This window comes from Streptomyces sp. NPDC001270 (assembly GCF_042896695.1).
GTDB lineage: Bacteria > Actinomycetota > Actinomycetes > Streptomycetales > Streptomycetaceae > Streptomyces.
In genome coordinates, this window is the sequence record NZ_JBIAXM010000013.1 from 184,733 (window position 1) to 202,392 (window position 17,660).

Annotated in this window: 30 protein-coding genes; 7 read left to right on the forward strand and 23 right to left on the reverse strand. The window is 70.6% G+C overall.

All coding sequences use genetic code 11. From position 1 onward, the window contains the following. Nucleotides 1-55 precede the first annotated feature (55 nt). The 21 genes from ACFY2B_RS23085 to ACFY2B_RS23185 all read right to left on the reverse strand — a co-directional run bounded on the left by ACFY2B_RS23085 (nt 56) and on the right by ACFY2B_RS23185 (nt 10,582). On the reverse strand, nt 56-790 hold the full coding sequence (locus tag ACFY2B_RS23085) for a hypothetical protein (protein ID WP_390764962.1): 735 nt from the start codon (nt 788-790) through the stop codon (nt 56-58). A 37-nt stretch (nt 791-827) separates the two neighbouring features. Continuing rightward, complete coding sequence (locus ACFY2B_RS23090) at nt 828-1,085, reverse strand: hypothetical protein (protein WP_390764963.1); 258 nt, start codon at nt 1,083-1,085, stop codon at nt 828-830. Further along, nucleotides 1,082-1,342, reverse strand: a complete 261-nt coding sequence (locus tag ACFY2B_RS23095) for a hypothetical protein (RefSeq protein ID WP_390764964.1) — start codon at nt 1,340-1,342, stop codon at nt 1,082-1,084. The genes ACFY2B_RS23090 and ACFY2B_RS23095 overlap by 4 nt, the downstream gene beginning before the upstream one ends. Beyond that, nucleotides 1,339-1,869: a histone-like nucleoid-structuring protein Lsr2 gene (locus tag ACFY2B_RS23100; RefSeq protein ID WP_390764965.1), complete on the reverse strand. Its 531-nt coding sequence runs from the start codon at nt 1,867-1,869 to the stop codon at nt 1,339-1,341. The genes ACFY2B_RS23095 and ACFY2B_RS23100 overlap by 4 nt, the downstream gene beginning before the upstream one ends. Nucleotides 1,870-1,884: 15 nt before the next feature. Next, nucleotides 1,885-2,049 carry a hypothetical protein gene (locus ACFY2B_RS23105; RefSeq protein WP_390764966.1) on the reverse strand — a complete coding sequence of 55 codons (165 nt, stop codon included), beginning with the start codon at nt 2,047-2,049 and terminating at the stop codon, nt 1,885-1,887. Continuing rightward, nucleotides 2,046-2,852, reverse strand: coding sequence for a hypothetical protein (locus tag ACFY2B_RS23110; RefSeq protein WP_390764967.1), 807 nt, complete (start codon nt 2,850-2,852; stop codon nt 2,046-2,048). Before ACFY2B_RS23110 ends, ACFY2B_RS23105 begins: the two co-directional genes overlap by 4 nt. 84 nt (nt 2,853-2,936) lie before the next feature. After that, complete coding sequence (locus ACFY2B_RS23115; RefSeq protein WP_390764968.1) at nt 2,937-3,374, reverse strand: hypothetical protein; 438 nt, start codon at nt 3,372-3,374, stop codon at nt 2,937-2,939. Nucleotides 3,375-3,414: 40 nt separating this feature from the next. Continuing rightward, complete coding sequence (locus ACFY2B_RS23120; RefSeq protein WP_390764969.1) at nt 3,415-3,801, reverse strand: hypothetical protein; 387 nt, start codon at nt 3,799-3,801, stop codon at nt 3,415-3,417. Further along, nucleotides 3,798-4,040 carry a hypothetical protein gene (locus tag ACFY2B_RS23125; protein WP_390764970.1) on the reverse strand — a complete coding sequence of 81 codons (243 nt, stop codon included), beginning with the start codon at nt 4,038-4,040 and terminating at the stop codon, nt 3,798-3,800. Before ACFY2B_RS23125 ends, ACFY2B_RS23120 begins: the two co-directional genes overlap by 4 nt. After that, a complete protein-coding gene (locus ACFY2B_RS23130) occupies nt 4,037-4,603 on the reverse strand; it encodes a hypothetical protein (protein WP_390764971.1) in 567 nt (188 codons plus the stop codon). Before ACFY2B_RS23130 ends, ACFY2B_RS23125 begins: the two co-directional genes overlap by 4 nt. Next, nucleotides 4,600-5,199, reverse strand: a complete 600-nt coding sequence (locus ACFY2B_RS23135) for a hypothetical protein (RefSeq protein ID WP_390764972.1) — start codon at nt 5,197-5,199, stop codon at nt 4,600-4,602. Before ACFY2B_RS23135 ends, ACFY2B_RS23130 begins: the two co-directional genes overlap by 4 nt. After that, nucleotides 5,196-5,348 (reverse strand): hypothetical protein, encoded by a 153-nt coding sequence (locus ACFY2B_RS23140; protein ID WP_390764973.1) that lies wholly within the window; start codon nt 5,346-5,348, stop codon nt 5,196-5,198. The genes ACFY2B_RS23135 and ACFY2B_RS23140 overlap by 4 nt, the downstream gene beginning before the upstream one ends. Beyond that, complete coding sequence (locus ACFY2B_RS23145) at nt 5,345-6,052, reverse strand: 3'-5' exonuclease (protein ID WP_390764974.1); 708 nt, start codon at nt 6,050-6,052, stop codon at nt 5,345-5,347. The genes ACFY2B_RS23140 and ACFY2B_RS23145 overlap by 4 nt, the downstream gene beginning before the upstream one ends. Then, nucleotides 6,049-6,825, reverse strand: coding sequence for an ERF family protein (locus tag ACFY2B_RS23150; RefSeq protein WP_390764975.1), 777 nt, complete (start codon nt 6,823-6,825; stop codon nt 6,049-6,051). The genes ACFY2B_RS23145 and ACFY2B_RS23150 overlap by 4 nt, the downstream gene beginning before the upstream one ends. A 1-nt stretch (nt 6,826) precedes the next feature. Beyond that, nucleotides 6,827-7,864 (reverse strand): YqaJ viral recombinase family protein, encoded by a 1,038-nt coding sequence (locus tag ACFY2B_RS23155; protein WP_390764976.1) that lies wholly within the window; start codon nt 7,862-7,864, stop codon nt 6,827-6,829. After that, a complete protein-coding gene (locus ACFY2B_RS23160) occupies nt 7,861-8,049 on the reverse strand; it encodes a hypothetical protein (RefSeq protein ID WP_390764977.1) in 189 nt (62 codons plus the stop codon). Before ACFY2B_RS23160 ends, ACFY2B_RS23155 begins: the two co-directional genes overlap by 4 nt. Continuing rightward, the gene (locus ACFY2B_RS23165; RefSeq protein ID WP_390764978.1) at nt 8,049-8,663 is read right to left on the reverse strand and encodes a hypothetical protein; all 615 of its coding nucleotides are present in this window, start codon (nt 8,661-8,663) and stop codon (nt 8,049-8,051) included. The genes ACFY2B_RS23160 and ACFY2B_RS23165 overlap by 1 nt, the downstream gene beginning before the upstream one ends. A gap of 76 nt (nt 8,664-8,739) precedes the next feature. Further along, nucleotides 8,740-9,690, reverse strand: coding sequence for a hypothetical protein (locus ACFY2B_RS23170; RefSeq protein ID WP_390764979.1), 951 nt, complete (start codon nt 9,688-9,690; stop codon nt 8,740-8,742). Further along, on the reverse strand, nt 9,687-10,079 hold the full coding sequence (locus tag ACFY2B_RS23175) for a hypothetical protein (protein WP_390764980.1): 393 nt from the start codon (nt 10,077-10,079) through the stop codon (nt 9,687-9,689). The genes ACFY2B_RS23170 and ACFY2B_RS23175 overlap by 4 nt, the downstream gene beginning before the upstream one ends. Before the next feature lie 90 nt (nt 10,080-10,169). Beyond that, nucleotides 10,170-10,349 carry a hypothetical protein gene (locus tag ACFY2B_RS23180; RefSeq protein ID WP_390764981.1) on the reverse strand — a complete coding sequence of 60 codons (180 nt, stop codon included), beginning with the start codon at nt 10,347-10,349 and terminating at the stop codon, nt 10,170-10,172. Further along, a complete protein-coding gene (locus ACFY2B_RS23185; RefSeq protein WP_390764982.1) occupies nt 10,346-10,582 on the reverse strand; it encodes a hypothetical protein in 237 nt (78 codons plus the stop codon). The genes ACFY2B_RS23180 and ACFY2B_RS23185 overlap by 4 nt, the downstream gene beginning before the upstream one ends. Before the next feature lie 304 nt (nt 10,583-10,886). On the opposite strand from ACFY2B_RS23185, the gene ACFY2B_RS23190 reads away from it, so the two are divergent. The 3 genes from ACFY2B_RS23190 (at nt 10,887) to ACFY2B_RS23200 (ending at nt 13,461) form a co-directional block, all read left to right on the forward strand. After that, nucleotides 10,887-11,279: a helix-turn-helix domain-containing protein gene (locus ACFY2B_RS23190; RefSeq protein ID WP_390764983.1), complete on the forward strand. Its 393-nt coding sequence runs from the start codon at nt 10,887-10,889 to the stop codon at nt 11,277-11,279. Between the two features lie 11 nt (nt 11,280-11,290). Continuing rightward, on the forward strand, nt 11,291-11,611 hold the full coding sequence (locus tag ACFY2B_RS23195; RefSeq protein WP_390764984.1) for a hypothetical protein: 321 nt from the start codon (nt 11,291-11,293) through the stop codon (nt 11,609-11,611). Between the two features lie 71 nt (nt 11,612-11,682). Next, on the forward strand, nt 11,683-13,461 hold the full coding sequence (locus ACFY2B_RS23200; protein ID WP_390764985.1) for a recombinase family protein: 1,779 nt from the start codon (nt 11,683-11,685) through the stop codon (nt 13,459-13,461). Here ACFY2B_RS23200 and ACFY2B_RS23205 read toward each other — a convergent pair. Next, the gene (locus ACFY2B_RS23205) at nt 13,383-13,652 is read right to left on the reverse strand and encodes a type II toxin-antitoxin system RelE/ParE family toxin (RefSeq protein WP_390764986.1); all 270 of its coding nucleotides are present in this window, start codon (nt 13,650-13,652) and stop codon (nt 13,383-13,385) included. The two genes, ACFY2B_RS23200 and ACFY2B_RS23205, sit on opposite strands and share 79 nt — an antisense overlap. Then, a complete protein-coding gene (locus ACFY2B_RS23210; protein ID WP_390764987.1) occupies nt 13,649-13,921 on the reverse strand; it encodes a type II toxin-antitoxin system Phd/YefM family antitoxin in 273 nt (90 codons plus the stop codon). Before ACFY2B_RS23210 ends, ACFY2B_RS23205 begins: the two co-directional genes overlap by 4 nt. A 292-nt stretch (nt 13,922-14,213) precedes the next feature. On the opposite strand from ACFY2B_RS23210, the gene ACFY2B_RS23215 reads away from it, so the two are divergent. From ACFY2B_RS23215 to ACFY2B_RS23230, 4 genes are all read left to right on the forward strand, one after another. Continuing rightward, the gene (locus ACFY2B_RS23215) at nt 14,214-14,945 is read left to right on the forward strand and encodes a dienelactone hydrolase family protein (RefSeq protein WP_390764988.1); all 732 of its coding nucleotides are present in this window, start codon (nt 14,214-14,216) and stop codon (nt 14,943-14,945) included. 47 nt (nt 14,946-14,992) lie between these two features. Continuing rightward, entirely contained in the window at nt 14,993-15,136 is a 144-nt protein-coding gene (locus ACFY2B_RS23220; RefSeq protein WP_390764989.1) for a hypothetical protein, read from the forward strand. 474 nt (nt 15,137-15,610) lie between these two features. Further along, on the forward strand, nt 15,611-17,008 hold the full coding sequence (locus ACFY2B_RS23225) for an NAD(P)/FAD-dependent oxidoreductase (RefSeq protein ID WP_390764990.1): 1,398 nt from the start codon (nt 15,611-15,613) through the stop codon (nt 17,006-17,008). Between the two features lie 244 nt (nt 17,009-17,252). After that, the gene (locus tag ACFY2B_RS23230; RefSeq protein ID WP_390764991.1) at nt 17,253-17,516 is read left to right on the forward strand and encodes a tetratricopeptide repeat protein; all 264 of its coding nucleotides are present in this window, start codon (nt 17,253-17,255) and stop codon (nt 17,514-17,516) included. Nucleotides 17,517-17,660 lie beyond the last annotated feature (144 nt).

Genomic DNA, 17,660 nt, shown 5'->3' on the forward strand with positions numbered 1-17,660 from the left:
AGTCGGGCCCGTTCGGCGGTGGAGTCGCCGGTGCGGGCCCGCGTTGGTGTGTGGGTCAGGCTGCGGCTGCGGGGTCCGGGTGGGTCCAGGTGTGGCCGCATCCGGTGCAGTGGGCGACGGGTCTGGCGCCGGCGCCTCCGTGCATCTCCAGGCGTCCGCCGCAGCCGGGGCAGGGGCGGGCGATGGCGGCTGTGCGGCTGCCGATGTCGAGGGCCTGTTCGATGCGCTGGCGGGCGCCTGCGGCCACGTTGGCGATGAGCTGGGCCTCGCGGTCGGGCAGCGGCCGGAACGGGCCCGGTGCGCCGTGTACGCGCGCGAGGAGCCACAGTGCTGCGCGGGTTGCTGTACGGCTGCCTGAGTACTGCCAGCGTCGGGGGTCTGTGGCGTCTGCGTGCGCCAGCTGGTCGCGGCGGGCGCGGTCGGCGGCCGGCCATGACCGCGGGGCGGACGGCATGGGGGAGCGCTGGACGATGGCCGCGACCTGGTCGGCGGTGGCGACGAGGGCGGCCTCCACGGTGCGCATGGTGTCGAGGATCTCGATGCGCAAGGGGGGCCGGGTGGCGCCGACTTGGTTGGGGTCGCGGTCGAGGTACTGGCGGGTGTAGGCGGCCTGCCAGTGGGCGGCTTCGACGAGTTCGGCGTCTGCCTGGTCGAGGGCGGTCAGGTAGTCGCTGATGCGGCCGGCGGGGGGCCAGGTGGTGGTGCCGGTCGAGGCGAGGGCGTCTTGGAGGTCGGTCCATCGGCGGGCGATGGTCTCCAGGTTGACCTGTACCGGGGTGGCAGCGGTCATCGCGGGGCTGCGCTCCTTGCGGACGTACGGGAGTGGCTCAGGTGGTGGGCTGCTGGGGGCCGTCGAGGGCGGCGCCCAACTCGGTGGCGGCGCTGCCGTAGGCGCGAAGGACGGCCCACCGGGAGGCCAGGGCGCGTACCCGCTCGATGGCGGCCTCGGCGCGCTCCAGGTCGGGCACGATCTGCTGGACGTGGCGTTTGTTGCCCGCTGCGACGTGTTCGAGCGTCTCGATCCGGCGGTACAGCGCGTCGAGGGCGTCGTCGGTGATGGTGTCGGCGGTGTGGCGTTCGGTCATCGGTGACTCCGGGGGCTGTGGGGCTCTGTACGCCCTTGTGAGGCTCGTACACGGGTGCGGGCGATGATCCGGGCGTGGAGGCGTCCGTGTGCCCAGGAGGGGCGGACGACGTGCCGCCACAGGCCGCGTACGGCCCACGCTCCGAGGGCGGTTCCGGCGAGGAGCACAATGGTGGCGACGGCGGCGAGGACCGCGAGCCAGGCGAGGAATGCTCTGCCGAGGCTGGTCAGGGTGCCGATGGCTTCGAAGAGGATCACGGCTGCTGTCCGCCCTGTGTCGCGGTGGCGGCGCGCCAGGCGTCGAGGACGCGCTTGGGGATCTGGCCGACGCGGGGGCATTCGACGCCGTTCGCGTCGGCCCAGGCGCGGACCTCGCGGGTGTCGTAGTCGCGGACGTAGGCGGCGCGTTTCCGCTTCGCCTTGGCGGGCGCCAGTTCCTGCTCGCGGGCCTGGAGTTCGGCCAGGCGCTGTTCCAGCTCCTGGCGCTCGGTGGTGATGGCGGTCAGCTCCTGGTCCGCGGCGTGCCGGGTGCGCAGGCCGTGCAGCGCCATGCGGGCGCGTGCGGCCTGCTCCTGGACGTCCTTGTCCGGGTGAGCGTCGCCCCAGGCGAGGAGCTTGCCGACGGGCAGCTGATCGGAGCTGGCGGCTTGGGCTGCGTGCACCGTGGTGTTCATGGGCTCGATCCCTTCGTCGTCGGGGAGGTGGAGGTGGTTGTGTCGGGCGGCGTCGGGGCCGCCCTGGGTGTCGATCTCGTCGAGGAGGTGGCGGAGGGCGGTGACGGTCATGTGGGCCCCTGGGGGTCAGGCGGTGGTCTGGCGGCGGTCTCGGCCGATGGCGGCGAGTTCGGCTTCGAGGTCGGCGAGGTGCTGGGCTTGTTCTTCGGGTGTCCAGGGTTCGCCGGGTGGCTTGGCTGGGGGACGCGTGGGGATGGCCTCGGCGAGGAGCCGCTCGTACGGGGTGCTCACGACGCGGTCCTTTCGGCGTCGAGGGGCTGGCAGTGGGTGTGAGTGATGCGGCCGGGGCGGCGGATCATGGGCGTGTGGCAGCGGGCGCAGCGGACGAAGTCGGCGGGTTCGTCGGGCGGGTCCGTTCCTGGCTTGTCCTGGTGATCGATCTGCTCACCGGTGGGCTCACCTACCTGAGGTTGGGAAGAGACCTCAGCCAGTTCTTGGGGTAGTTCCTTGGCTATCCCTGGGTTGTTCGGGGCGCGGTCCCCCGAACCAATCGGGGCGCGGTCCCCCGAACTCATAGGGGGCGCGGTCCCCCGAACTTCCTCCGTCGTACCGTCGGTAAGTTCAGGTCGCGGTCCCCCGAACTGGTTCGGGTCGCGGTCCCCCGAACTTTTCTCGCCCTGCCACACCGCTGGCCGCTTGCCCGGACGCCGCGCGGTCGCCCTGAGGTACTCCTCGGCGGCCGTCCAGTCCGGTGCAGGAGCGAGCAGCAGGACATACAGAGTGGGGGCGCCGCGACGGCGTGCTCCGCTGATACCGACGACGCCCGCGCGGATCGCGGCCTCCAGGTAGCGGCGGCTGTCTTTCTCGTCGGCGCACGCGGCCTTGGCGATGTCCTGGATACGGATGGGCTTCCGGTCGGCGAAGCGCAGCTCTCCGGCGGCGTTGGCCATGGCACGCAGGGCATAGAGGAGCGTGGGCAGCCCGGTGCGCCGTAGGGCGGTGGGCATCTGCCGTGTCCACTTCCAGGCGAGGGCGTTGCCGAAGGCGTTCGGCACGCTGCCGCCCGCTGGGGTGGCCTGCTCCTCTGTGCTCAACGTGCTCTCTTCTCAGCGATGGTGCGGGACCGATCCGGCAAGGCCCGGGGCGACCGCTGTACGGCCGCCCCGGACGACGGGCGGCTAGCGGACGTACTCGGCGCGGCGGCGGTCCTCCTGGCGCCGCTTGTGGGCCTTCAGCTCGGCCTCGGTCGGCTTCGACGCGGTGACGTCCAAGAGGGCGGCGTCCGGGCGCTGCGGGCCGTCACCGACCTCGTCCAACGTTCCGTCGATCTGCCGGCCCCTCCACATGGCGCGCTTGGCGTCGGCCAGGGCGGCGGCGTCCTCGTCGCTGCGGGCGACCTCGCAGGAGGTGACGCGGAGCTTGACCTGGGGGTCCTTGTCTTCGTCCTCGGCGTGGCCGGTGTAGGACTTGGAGGTGAGTTCGACGATGGCGAAGACGACCTTGCCGGGCTTCTCGAAGAGTCCTCGGCGCTGTTCGCGCGAGAGGCTGTTCTCGATGCTGGCGGCGGCGGAGTCGAGTTTGACTTCGGGGACGTCGGCGGGGCTGAGCTTGGGCATGTGCTGGGCCTTTCTGGATCGGTGGTGCTCGGGGTAGAGGTCAGAGGTTGCGGGCGATGGCCTTGGACAGCTCCATGACGAAGCGGTCGCGGGCGTCGTCGTCCATCTCGGGAGCGAAGGCGAAGTGGAGGCGGATACGGGGCCGGTCGCCGTCGCCCGGGTCCACGCCGAGTTGGAGGGTGTGACCGGTGGGCTCCAGGCCGTCGGCGCCGAGGTTGACGGCCCACTCGGATACGTCGGCCGCCCCGTTGATCAGGTCGTGGATGCTGCGCTGCGCGGCGTCGTAGTCGTCCTCACTGAGGCTGCGCCATGTCTGGTCGTCCATCTGCTCACCGACGCCCATGAAGTCGGGGTCCTCGGTGAGGGCGGCGTGCTGGCGGGCGGCCTCCGCGCGAAGGTCGTCATCGGTGTACGGGCGGTCGGTCACAGGTGCTGTCCGTTCAGGTGATAGGCGGCGGCTGTCTCGGTGGCCTGGAGGGTCAGGGCGTCCTCGGCGCAGACCTTGTGTGCGGGCTTGCGCTTGCCGTCTCGCAGGTGCGTGGGGAAGCCGCAGTAGCGGCAGGGGAGTTCGCGGCCGGACCAGTGCACGTCTCCGTCGCGCCAGTCCAGGAGCCGGCCGGGCTCGTAGGCGGGCGGCGGGGCATGACGACGTCGGCGGGGCGTCACGCGGCAGCCCTCGCAGCTTGCTTCCGGTCTGCCTTGCACGCCTCGCAGTACGCCGTGCCGTCCGGCTTGTACCGGCCGTGCTCGGCCTGGTCGTGTCCGTGGACGCAGAACGGTTTCCGCTCCTGCCCGCCGGTGAGGTACCGCAGCTGCTCGCGGTTCCTCTTCCGGCCGGCCTCGTCCTCCACGTGGTCCGGAGCGACGCAGTGCTGACGGCCGCAGTCGGCGATGGCGTAGCCCACGGCGTCGCGGCCGGTCCGGATGCGGAAGGCCACCGCGGCGGGGCTGTGGGACTCCTCCTTGTAGCGCAGGACCGGGGTTGCGGAGGTGGCGGCGCGTTCGCCGGTCCACTCCAGGTGTCCGCCGTCGGCCGGCTGTGTGAAGGCGGCCCACTTCTCTTCGAGGGTGCGGGTCTGCTCGACGGGGACGTACGCGGGGAGGTCCAGCTCGGCGCGGATGCGGGCGACGCGGTGCTTGTCGCAGCGCAGGTCGCGGGAGATACGGCTGTTGCTGTGGCCGTCGCGGAGCATGGCGGTGATGTCGGCGCGGGTGGCGTTCTGGTTCATCGGGTGGTCACCGCCTCGCGGTCGGGCCACTGGCAGCCGGCCAGTGCCGCACGGTGCCCGGCCGGGACCTCGGCCAAAGGCTGCCCAAGCCAGTCCAGTCCGGCCGCCCGGAGCACCAGCGCGTCGGCTTCGTTGTCGTTGTCGAGGACCGCCCCGTACCGGCGTTGTGCGGCCTCCATCACGGCGGCCTTCCGGGAGCCGCCGTTGCCGGTGGCGTACTTCGCGCGGGACATCGGCGGCATCACGGCGACGGGGATGTCTCGGGCGCACAGGCCGTCGACGATGAGCCACCACAGGCCGCCGCGGTCCCAGACGGAGCCGCCGACGGAGTGGTGTGAGGGTCCTTCGATGACGGCGAGATCGACGATGCCGACGGCGGTGAGGACCTGATCGGTGATGCCCTTCAAGCGGGTGCGGCGCTGGACGATGGTGTCTTTGCGGCGTCCGGTGGAGGGGATGAGGGTGGTGCCGCCGAGAGTGGCGATTCCGGTGCCGGTGAGGCTGATGTCGAGTCCGGCGACTCGGTAGCGGGGCCGGGGCCCGGCCGCCGTGGTGGCGGCCGGAACCTCGGTGTCGAACAGGGCCGGGGTACTCACTGTCCTTCCTTCCGGGGGGTTTTGAGCGAGGGCTCGTTGCGGTGCCGGCCACTGGCGGGGGCCGGGCGGACGTACCAGCGCGCGAGGAACGTGGCGGCGGTCAGAGCGGCCATGAGGGCGGCGGCGCCGACGGCGATCTGGGCGTTCATGCGCCGCCTCCGTTCCGCTGGTGCGGGACGAGCGGCCAGGCGGTCGGACAGAACGCGTCCGGGTTGGATTTGCGGAGGAACCGCTGAAGGCCGGCCGCCTGCTCGGCCGCCCATGCGACCTGCGCCGTGTGCAGCTCGTCGAGGTTCATCGCGGCGAGCTGCTCGTACCGGGAGCCCTGCCGCCAGGCGACGCGGCAGGCGGCGATCGCGTCGGCGTCGGCGGTGTGCGCGTCCCCGATCGGCACCTGGTAGTGCTCGCACAGGGCGGTCAGCTTCCGTGAGCCCTTGCGGTACTTGTCGACCTGCTTGTCGATGACGTACGGATCGACGACCGGGAACCCGGCGGGCAGCGGCTCAAGTCCGTACCGGCGGGCCTCGCGGTCCAGCATGGTCAGGTCGAAGCGGGCGTTCATCGCGACGACCGGGAGGCCGTGGGTGATGGCCTGCCCGAGCGCGGCGACGACGTCCGCGACGACCTCCGCGACGGGCCGGCCCTCCGCGCGGGCGCGCTCCGTCGTGATGCCGTGCACGGCGGCGGCCTGCTCGGGGATCTCGATTCCGGGGTCGGCCAGCCATGTTGCGGAGGCGGTGGGCTGGCCGCCGCCGCACTGGACGACGCAGGCGGTCACGATGCGGTCGTTCTCGAAGTCGACGCCGGTGGTCTCCAGGTCGAAGCCGGCGAGGCGGCCGAGGTGCCAGCTCACTGGCCACCTCCGGCGGCGCGCTCCTTGCCGATCCGAACGACCATCGCGCCGATCTGCTCCTCGTCACCGACCTCGTTCGTGACCAGCGCACCCAGCTGACGTGTGCTGCCCAGCTCGTGATGGATCTGCCGCAACCGGCCCGCGCTCGTGTGCGGGCTGCAGATCTCGTCCAGGTAGCTCGCAGCGGGCCGGACAGGAGACTCCGAGCGCTCGAACTCCGTGGCGTCGGCATCGCGGTCCTCCGTGGGCACCAGGCCCGCCGACAGCAGCAGCGTCCGCAGCGCGATCGACTGGGCCTTCGGCGTGGACCGGCCGCCGGAGTCGGATGCCTCGCCCGCGGCCTGCGTATCGAAGAAGTCACCGGCCGGGCCGAAGATCCGGTAGGTGACCAGAACGGTGCACTCCCGCTTCACGCCGCCGCTCTTGGTGCTGATGTCCCGGTACTGGGGCTCGACCCTCACCGGCGCGACGACGACGCCGTGCTTACGGCAGGCCGGGCCGAAGGCGTTCAGGGCCAGGTCGACGCCGCGGAAGTTGAACCGCCCGGCGTTGCCGCCGTCGAAGCGCTGGTTCTTCCCGATGGCCCGCACCTCGCCCATCACCCGGGACCAGGCGACGACGGCCGGGATGGACTCGGCGTCCTGGGTCAGGTCCCCAAGGTCCGGCTCGGTCAGGTCCGGCGCCGGCCGGGATGCGGCCGGCCCGTTGAACGGCGGCTCGCCCTCGGTCGGTGTCCGGCCGGCCGCAGCGGCTGCGTTCTCACGCAGTCCCATGTCAGATGCCCCCCTTGTACTGCGGTGCGATAGCGATGCGTTCGGTCGGGTTGGGCGCGACGCAGTCCCGATAGGCGTCCGGGTAGCGCTCGGCCATCAGCTCGAAGTCGACCTTCGGAGCGGCGTTCGTGGGTTCCAGCGAGTAGGCGCGCTCCCCACTGAGGCGGGCTTCCTGTGCCGGGCCGAGCGCGGCCACGAGGCGGGCCTTCGCTGTGTTCTTCGCCTTCTTCGCGGCGGCCTCGGCGCGCTGGTGCCGGGTGTAGTCGAGGAGTGCGCTGTAAGCGTCGGGGTGCATGTCGACGTCGACCGACCCGGTGCGGGTGGGGTGCAGGCGGCGGAACATCTTCGTGACCGCGTCGCCGTCACCGGTCGGCTCCGGCGGCACCTCGGCCTGCACATGCTCGGTCCAGAACCGGTCCACGGCGACGGTGATGTCGGCCATGACGTCGCGGTACTCGTCAGCGCGGATGACGCCCTGGTGGTAGTCGTTGCCGCCGATGAGGACGGCGTAGTGCATGTGCTCGTAGCCGTTGACGATGATCTGCCACAGCACCTGTGCGGTGACGTCGTCGGGCGCTCCGGCGTGCCACTGCGCGGACTTGAACGCCGAGCGGGTCTTGATCTCCAGCGCGCAGGGCGCCTGCTCGTCGGAGTCGAGCGGGCACTCGGTGACGCGCCGGTCGAGAGTGGTCATCCAGTGCGGATGGTCCTGGTGGGCGACGAGGCCGACCCGGCGGATCACCGACCGGTTCTGCATGGCCCAGCGGTCAGCGACGTTCGCTTCGTTGACGGTGCCCCAGTAGGCGTCCTCGCCCGCGTCGTCGACGTCGTAGCCGAGCTTGTCGTAGTAGACCTTGACCGGCGGCTTCTGCTTGATCAGGCCGAGGATGGCGGGGACGTCGCTGGAGCCGATGCCGGAGCGGCGGGCGGTGAGCCAGTCGGTACGATCGGCGTCGGCGGGGAGGATGAGGCGGCCGGTGGGTGTGACCCGGCGGCCGGCGGCCGGGGCCTGCGCCCCGGCCTGCACGACGGTCGTCATCGGTCCAGCTCCCGCACGAGTTCCTCGGCGAGGTGCTGCGCGTCGGCGACCTTCTCCGTCAGCAGATGGTGCTCACGCTTCAGGTCGTCGCGCTCCTCGGTGACCTCGGCGAGCTTGCTCTCCGTGTCCTCAAGCGCCTCTTCCAACTTGACGATCTGCTCTTCCAGTTCAACAACGGTCGTCATCAGGCGCCGTCCTTCCTTGAGTTGGGCTGGCACTGGTGCCGGGACGCGAGCGCCATCAGGTCGACGAGGGAGTGCGGGCCGACGCCCTGGTCCAGCCCGCCGCACGCCGAGCAGCGCAGCTCCGTCGCGGCACGATCGGTGCCGTCGCTCGTCGTGAACACGGGCGTGAACTGGCCGAGCACCCACCCCTCGGGGGCCGCGTGCATGCGGCCGGTGGCGTAGCCGCTGCGGTAGACCGGGTCCGTCTCCTCGTCGGCCACGGCCATCACGGCGCGGGCGAGGCGCTCCAGGTCGTCACGGCACTCGACGAGGGCGTACGGGTCGGCGCTGCGTAGGGCGGTGACGTAGTGCTCAAGCCGGGGGTCGGCCGGGCCGGGAGTGGCATCGGCCGCCGCGCGGCTGCACTTCTCCCTGGCTATCCGGCGCAGTTCTGTCGTTGCGTGGACGGCCGCGGAGATAGCGGACGTCCCGTCGATGCGGTCGGCGGCCTCGCGCAGCACCTCGGCACGATGCGCGTCGACCAGCTGCTCAGCGCGGGCAACGTCCTCCAGGGTGGCGATCCCACCCATGCTGTCCTCGGACAGCGCGGCGATGATCTGACGACGGGCGCTCATCGCTCACACCCCCAGACCACGGCCCAGCAGCCGAGCGCGTACAGGGCGAGCGCGGCGGTGACGATCAGGGCGGTGATCACGAGCGCTCACCGCCCGCCTCGATCAGGTCCCGGCCATGGACGCGTACGACGTGCTCGTGCAGCTCCTGCTCAGCCGATCCGTCATCCACGTGCCAGACAGTCGTGCGCCACCCGCACGCGCCGCACTTACGGGACACCTCGGCGCTCCGCTCGTCGACCGGGCGCGCACCCGCGAAGGGGTTCAGCTCGGAGAAGTGGCCCGAGCAGTCGTCGGCTTCGCACGAGTACGGATCGGCTCCGGGCTTGCCGCACTGGCACACGGCGGCGGTCTCGTCCTCGCGGAGGGCCTGCACCGGCGCGATCCGCTGCGTGATCCCGTCCGCCTCGGCGGCGGCCTGGTCGGTGAGCGCGTACGCGATCGGGTCCTCGTCGACCGGCCGATCCTTCGTGCAGAGCGCGGCCTCCAACTCGGCGACCCGGGCCCGCAGCCGCCCCGCGGCCTGATAGTCCGGGCGCATCGCCGTCACCATCGCGCGAGCGTCACGCGCCTGCTCGACGAGTTTCCGGCTGAGGTCCCGCAGTTCGGCGGCCTCCGCCTTCAGCTGGTCGCCATACGCCTTCCGGCCCGCGATTTCCTTGCCACGCTGGCGGCACATCGCCTGCACCTCGCGCAGCAGCGCAGTCCGCTTCTCCAACGAGGTGCGCAGCGCGTCGGCCTCGCGCCTCACAGAGCGCGTCTCGTTCTCCGCCAAGAGCCGCGCCTGACCCGACTCCTCTACCTGCGCGTGCAGCCGCTCGTTCGTCCCGAACACCGCATTGCGCTGGTCACGGAACGCGTCACGGGATTTGCGCAGCCGCTCGTGCTCGGCGGCCGTCTCAGGCGACTGGAGCAACTGCGCGGACTCCAGCGCCTCAGCCGCCTGCGTCGCCAAGTCGTACGACGGACCATCCAGCCACGCCGCCTCGATGACCCTCTTCGCCGTGAGGGCGAGAGACGAGATCGTCATGCCGTCACCGCCTCGGCGGCCTGGAGCGCGGCCCACTCCTCCGGCGAGTAGGTCTCGGACGTCGCCACGAACACGGTCACCCCATCGATGACCGCCCTTCCGCACGACCTGCGCGCCCGCCAGCCAGGGAGGTAACTTTCCTCGTCCTTGATCTCCAGTTCGATGCTCAGCGACGCCGCCCACTGCCGGGCGTCGTCAACGGTGTCCGGCTGAAGGTCGACGCTGGCGTCGCTCGCCGTGGCCATGGGGCGTACGCCGATCAGCTCGGGAAGGTCGGTGCGCTCGTCCAGGAGCCGGGTCGTCACCTGGCTCACGCGGAAGGCGTTGGCCTCCATCGCGCGCAGGGCGAGAACGGCTCGCGCCCCACTGTCGGTAATCTTGTTGGTCACGGTGACCTCTGCTTTCTCTGTGTGTGTGGAGGCGCCGAGTCGTGGGGTCGCCAGGCCGGGAAGTCAGGCGGCCCTTCGGCGCATGGAGGGTCAGGCGGCGGCCACCAGTTGGTCGCGGCGATGCCGCGTCAGCAGCCGCTCGTAGGCGGCAGCCCGCTCCGGGCTCAGCCGTCCCGCCGCGTAGTCAGCGGCAATATCCGCGAGCGCCTGGTCCAGAACGGCGCGCGTCGCGGCGTATGCCTGAGCGCGGGTCACGGTCAGCGCGCTCACGCCGGCACTTCCGTGCGCGCCTCCGCCTGCTCGGCGGGGATGCGCAGGACTGTGACGGGCAAGTGGTAGTTGACCTGGACGCGTTCGGCGGTGCTGGCACTGACGCCACCGACGCCGTGCCACAGCCGCCACCCGGTCATCTCGCCGACGCCCAGGGCAAGGGACATCTGGCGGCTGTTCTTGTGGCCGGCGCTGCGGGCCGCTGCTCGTAGTGCTGTTCGGTCGTACCTCACGGAGACATACCTCTCTCGCTCAGCAGGTATCTACCTGCTGCGGTAGATGAACCGTATCAGCTATCTACCTGGAGAGGTAGGTATGATTTGCGTGAAGGTTCCGTGATGGAGGGCTCTTTGCAGGTGAGTCAGCTTGTTCGATTTTCTGCCTCAACTACCGTTCTCTGTAACGGTTGCAGTATCGAACACGTGGGGGATACTGTGCGGAGGCTAGCCCCACCGCATATGCCATTTGCCCCGATCGGAGACTCCATGTCGCGATAGCTACTCCCGTCGACCTATCACGCGCGATAGCCTCTCCGGCATGTCTACGCACAAGACGGATGCCCAACGCTTCGGCGTATGGCTGGCTGAGCAGCTGGAGGCCAGAGGGTATGACCTCGGCCCCAGAGGCGGAGGCCGCACACGATTTGCAGAAGATGCCGGGGTCAGCCCCCAGGCCCTCGGTCGATGGCTCCGCGGCATCGAGCGCCCCGCCACTACCGCCATCGAGCAGATCGCCCGACGCCTCGGTGTCCCGATCGCCCCCCTCCTCGCCATCTGCGGCTACATCGATCCAGATGAACTCCCGGCCCGGGGGGACCGGACCATCACTCAACGCGAGGCCCTCGAAGCCCTGGGTGTCACTAACCCAGCGCACCAACAGGCCGTACTCACCATGATCAGCGCCCTCACAGGGGGGGCGAACACCAGCTAGGAGCGCACGACATGAGACGCCGTATCGACATCCGCTCGCGCACCCGGTACGCACTCGCCGGCATCGCGGCACTCACCATGATCGTGGGCCTCGCGGTCCAGATCACGGCACGCACCACCAACACGATCACCACGGCGTCCGATATCGGTCTCGCCCTCACCACCCTGGGCACCCTCAGCCTCGCTGCCACGCTCCCGGTCGCCGCCCGCGCTTACTACCACTGGGCCCACGACCGGGGGGTGACCACGCACTCCAGGCATCTGCGTCTCGACGCCACGCTCGCCCGCGGCGACACCGCAGACGTACTGCGCCTGGACAAGCGCGCGAGGTAGCGCGCACCGCATCGCATCGAGGCCCCGGCGCGGCACCGCGACCGGGGCTCATCTGTACCCGGAGCCAGACCATGACAGCAGCAGAGGCACCACCCACATTCCAGTCAGCCGATCACCTGCAACTGGAGCCGTGGATCGGCTACATCCGTGTTTCGACCTGGAAAGAAGAGAAGATCAGCCCTGAGATCCAGCGGGCCGCGATCGAGGCGTGGGCATCGCAGACCGGCCGCCGCATCGTGGAGTGGATCTCAGACCTGGACGTATCCGGTCGCCACTTCAAGCGGAAGATCCAGCGGGCCATCGAGCTGGTACAACGAGGCGTCGGCCGAGGCATTGCCGTCTGGAAGTACAGCCGGTTCGGTCGCGATGACTACGGTATCCGCTTCAACCTTCATGCCCTCGAAGCGGTCGGTGGCAAGCTGGAGTCCGCCACCGAACGGATTGACGCCAGCGACGCCGTCGGCCGGTTCAGCAGGCGTATCCAGTTCGACCTGGCCGCATTCGAGAGCGAACGGATCGGCGAGGCATGGCAGGAGACCCACAAGCACCGCCTCGCCCAGGGCGTGCCCTCCGCCGGCCGCCCCCGCTTCGGCTACATCTGGCACCCGCGCCGAATCCCCGACCCCACCTCGCCCACCGGGTACGGCACCCAACCAGAGCTGTACGAACCGCACTCCGAGCTGGCCCCGGTCGTCGCATCCCTCTACGCCCAGTACCTCGGCGGCACCGGCATGGTCGCGCTCGCCCAGCAGCTCAACGTCGCCGGCCACGAGAGCACCCGCGGCGGCCCATGGGGCTACGGCAGCCTGCTCCGCTACATGGACAGCGGATTCCCAGCTGGCATGCTGCGTGTCCGTGACGACTGCGACTGCCCCAAGGCTGAGGGCCGCGGCTATAAGAACTGTCAGCACTGGCGGTACATGGACGGCGCCCACTTGCCGATCATCGGTTACGGCGTAGACACCGACCCCACAGAGATCTGGGAGGCGTACCGTGCGCGGCGATCCCTGGTCCGCCGCCAGCCGATCCGCGCACGCCACGCCACCTACGAACTCACGGGCCTGGTTCGCTGCTGCTACTGCCGTTCTTCGATGAGCCCAAAGCGCCGCGCCGACGGCCGCGATGTGGACTGGCGGTGCTCACGCAAGTCCGACGGCGTGACTTGCCCCGGTACCACCGCCCCCGGCAAGTGGCTCCTGTCCGAGATTGTGCGTCCCTTCATCCAGGACGTGGCGGCTGGCGTGGACGCGGCTCCGTCCACCATTCCCGTACCGCGCCCGGCCGGACCCGACCCGGCTGTGGAGCGCGCCCGGCTCACCGCCGAGACGGCACGGCTCTCAGACGCACTGGCCAGGCTCACCACCGACTACGCCCTCAATCCAGACAGATACCCGGCCGACGCCTACGACCAGGCCGTGAAGAATCTGGAAGCCGACCGCAAGCAGGTGCTCGCCCAGCTGGCACAACATGAAGGGGAGAAACCGAAGAAGACGGCTGCGGACTTCCAGCCCCTGGCGGCCGATCTGCTCGCTCAGTGGGAGGAGCCGCACCTCTTGACCACGGTGCAGAAGAACCTGCTGCTGCGGCAGCTGATGCGGTACGTGTGGGTGCTGCCTCGTCCATCCCGCTACCAGGCTGCCGGCTCGCGTGATCCCCATGTGGAAGGAAGAACCGGCGCTCGTGCAGTAGTGGCTGCTCCCGCCCGGTCCGGGCGGGAGTGGAAGTTTGTAGGACATCATCGACGGCATCGGATGGTCTTTGGCCTGACCGCCTACAGGTTGCGGTACACGTCCCGCCGGTCGCCCACCTTGACGACGAGGATGACGAGTTCTCCGTCGTTGATCTGGTAGGCGACCCGGTAGCTTCCGACCCGGAGCCGGTAGAGCCCGGACGGGCCGGTGAGTTTCCTGGTGTCGGCGTCCTCGCGGTACGGGTCGTCACCGAGCGCGGTCAGCGCGGCCAGGATGCGCATGGCGTCGGGCCGACTGATGGCCCGGAGCTGCCGCTGCGCCGTCGTGGTGAACCGGAAGGCGTACTTCACGCGGCCTCGCCGCCGTGCTCGGTGAACAGATCCGCCAGCAATTCCGCCATCGTCACGGTGGGGCCGCCCTCGGCCAGGACCGCTTCGGCTTCGCGTGCCAGCATGACGTCGGCCGCTTCCTCCAGCGCTTCGAAGTCCGCAATCGGGACGACGGCTGCCACCGGAGCGCCGTTGCGTGTGATGACGGTCGGAACGCCTTCCTCGGCCCGGTTGATGTGGTCGGCGAGGTGCGCGCGGGCTTCCCGTACGGTCACGGTGTTCTCAGTCATGAGGTCAGTGTACGCATTTTCGTGTACACATGACCGGCGGGATCTCGCCGGACCCCGGCGAACGAGCGGATCGCGCACCGAACGGCCCGCCACCCGGAGAGCAGCGCCCCGGTGCCGCCGTGAAAACCCGTTGGCGGACCACGGCGGCCACTGCTACTTTTCCGGAGGCCGTGCGAGAGATCGAGGAGGTGGTACCCGTGAACGTATCGACATGGGTGCTTCCCTCCGGGGTCACGGTCGGGCGGTAGGTCGTCCGGGAGCGCCACTCTGAGCACTCCCGAAAGGCACGACAGTGCGATTCATTTCCGAACACCGCCTCGACGACCGCGTCATCGAGCGCGAGTTCTCCCTCGGCGAGATCCCCGGCACCCTGTGGACGCCTGAAGCAGCGTCCGCGTCCGCGCCGGTCCCGCTGATCCTGATGGCCCACAACAACGGCCTGCCCAAGGCGGAACCCCGGCTGGTGGCCCGCGCCCGGTTCTCCGCGGCGTGCGGCTACGCGGTGGCCTCCATCGACGCCGCCGGGTGCGGTGACCGGCCCCGTTCCGCCGCCGACGAGCAGGCGCGCGCCGACCTCCGCCGGGCGATGCGGGCGGGCGAGCCGACCGACGAGATCTTTGAGTCCCTCGTCGGCCCGCTGGTCGAAAAGGCGGCCCCGGAATGGCGGACCGCCCTGGACGCCCTCCTCGCGCTGCCCGAGACCGGCGGCCCGGTCGGGTACTCGGGGTGGACCGCCCTCGGCATCCGCCTCGCGGTGACCGAACCGCGTATCGCCGCCGCCGGTCTCTTCGCCGGGGGTTTCGTGCCCCGCGCCCAGCGCGAGGAGGCCCGGCAGATCACCGTTCCGCTGCTGTTCCTGTTGCAGTGGGACGACGAGGGGAACCCCCGGCAGCGGGCCCTGGACCTGTTCGACGCCTTCGGCAGCAAGCAGAAGACGCTGCACGCCAATCTGGGCGGGCACACCGGCACCCCGTGGTTCGAGCGGGAGGACGGGGACCGGTTCTTCGGCCGCCACCTGAAGTGAGGCCGGGCCGCCGGGCCGGCGGCACACGCCAGGCGGTGTCGGCCGGCATGCCGCTCGTCGAGGACAGGTCCCGGCCCTCCTCGATGACGGCGGCCGGCCGACGCACCACCGCCCCGACCGCGGCGGTACCGGCCATCGGCGGTACCGGCCGGCCGGGGCGGCGCCAGGCCACCGGCGCCGCCGTCAACTGAGCCCACGCCGTTGGTCCTCCAGGCCGTTCTCCACCCGGCCTCCACCGACCTTTCACCCGCCGGTGGCACTCCGCTGAGCCATCCGGATAACATATGAGCGGCTTGCGGGGGCCTCGACATGCCGTCCCGCGACGCGCTGCCGGAAAACTTCGTGAAGTTCTTCACAAGGATTTCCTGCCGGGTGTCGGGCCGAACGGGTCGGGGCCTCTCGTCAGGGGGCTCAACGGCCCTGCGGGCGTGCTCAAGGGAGCGATCCGGAGGGGTCGTGCGGCGGTGTTGGAAGGGGTTGTCCGCCTCCCCTGGAACTCCGGACGGGCAGCTCACGCGCCATTGACAACGGTCGGTACCGGACACGGGTCCCGCGGCCCCGCCATGGCCTGGTCCGAGTGGGCCGCGGAGTCTAACACAAGGCCCTGCCAAGCTTGTGAAGGGGCGCACGAGCCACCCCCCTGAGGCAGGTGGATACTCAATGCCATGAGCACCACGGAGCGTCCCAGGATCCTCGTAGTAGGCGGTGGGTACGTAGGCCTGTACGCAGCTCGGCGCATCCTCAAGAAGATGCGCTACGGCGAGGCGACCGTCACGGTCGTCGACCCCCGGTCGTACATGACCTACCAGCCCTTCCTCCCCGAAGCCGCCGCCGGCAGCATCTCCCCTCGCCACGTCGTCGTCCCCCTGCGACGCGTGCTGCCGAAGGCGGAGGTCCTCACCGGCCGGGTCACCACCATCGACCAGGACCGCAAGGTCGCGACCGTCGCCCCGCTCGTCGGCGAGGCGTACGAACTGCCCTTCGACTACCTGGTGATCGCGCTCGGCGCGGTCTCCCGCACCTTCCCGATCCCCGGCCTCGCCGAGCAGGGCATCGGCATGAAGGGCATCGAGGAGTCCATCGGCCTGCGCAACCACGTCCTCGAACAGCTCGACAAGGCCGACTCCACGACCGACGAGGAGATCCGCCGCAAGGCGCTCACCTTCGTCTTCGTCGGCGGTGGCTTCGCGGGCGCGGAGACCATCGGCGAGGTCGAGGACATGGCCCGGGACGCGGCCAAGTACTACAACAACGTCTCCCGCGAGGACATGCGGTTCGTCCTCGTCGACGCCGCCGACAAGATCCTCCCGGAGGTCGGCCCCAAGCTCGGCCTGTACGGCAAGGAGCACCTGGAGAGCCGTGGCGTGGAGATCTACCTCTCCACCTCCATGGACTCCTGCGTCGACGGCCACGTGGTGCTGAAGAACGGGCTGGAGGTCGACTCCAACACGATCGTGTGGACCGCGGGCGTCAAGCCCAACCCGGTCCTGTCCCGCTACGGCCTGCCGCTCGGTCCGCGCGGCCACGTGGACACCGGGGAGACCCTCCAGGTGCAGGGCACGGACTACATCTGGGCCGCCGGTGACAACGCCCAGGTGCCGGACCTCGTCGGCCGCAAGGCCGGCAACCCGAACGCCTGGTGCCCGCCCAACGCCCAGCACGCGCTGCGCCAGGCCAAGGTGCTCGGCGACAACGTCATCTCCGGCATGCGGGGCTTCCCGCAGAAGCCGTACGCGCACGCCAACAAGGGCGCGGTGGCCGGTCTCGGCCTCCACAAGGGCGTCGCGATGATCGTCATGGGCAAGATGAAGATCAAGGTCAAGGGCCGGCTCGCCTGGTACATGCACCGTGGCTACCACGGCATGGCCATGCCGACCTGGAACCGCAAGATCCGCATCTTCGCCGACTGGACCCTCGGCATGTTCCTCAAGCGCGAGGTCGTCTCCCTCGGCGCCATGGAGCACCCCCGCGAGGAGTTCTACGAGGCCGCCAAGCCGGCGCCGGTCGCCGCCGCGGCCGTGGCCGGGTCCGACAAGAGCGAGGCCAAGGCCAAGGCATCCTGACCGGCCGAGCCCGACCGGGGCTCCCGTCCGCCTCGTCCAGCCGCCCGAAGGGGCCGCCCGCCATCCGTGGTGCGGGCGGCCCCTTCGGCGTGCGGCGAGTACTTGTCCTGGTGCCGGGCCCTGGCACCGGGCGGCCTGCTCGGTGTGCGGCCGGTGGTTCGCGTGCCCCTCGACACCGCCCCGTCCGGTGGGCGGGCACGCGTGCCCCCTTGGCACGGCTTCCTCGGCACGGCCCCGTTGGCGGGTGCGCGCCGCCCGTGACCTGGACAGCGAGACCCTGCGGCGCAGCACCGAGATCTTCGGCGCGGACCACCCCTCCACGCCGGCCTGCGCCGCCAACCTGGCCATGAACCTGCGCGAGACGGGCCGTACGGCGGACGCGGACGCGCTCCACTCCGCCACCGCGGAACGCCTGCGCGCCACGCTCGGCGAGGAGCACCCGGCCGTCGTCCAGGCCCTGGACACGAGCCGCCGCGCGAACTGCGACATCGACCCGATGCCACTGTGACCGGCTGAACGTGAGCGGCTGAGCGTGACCGCCAGCCGCCAGCCGCCAGCCGCCAGCCGCGGACCGCTGGGCGCGCGCCGTTGAGCGTGGCCCGGCGGGCGTGGGTCGCCGGGCGCGGGCGGTGCCCGCGCCGGTCGCGCCCCG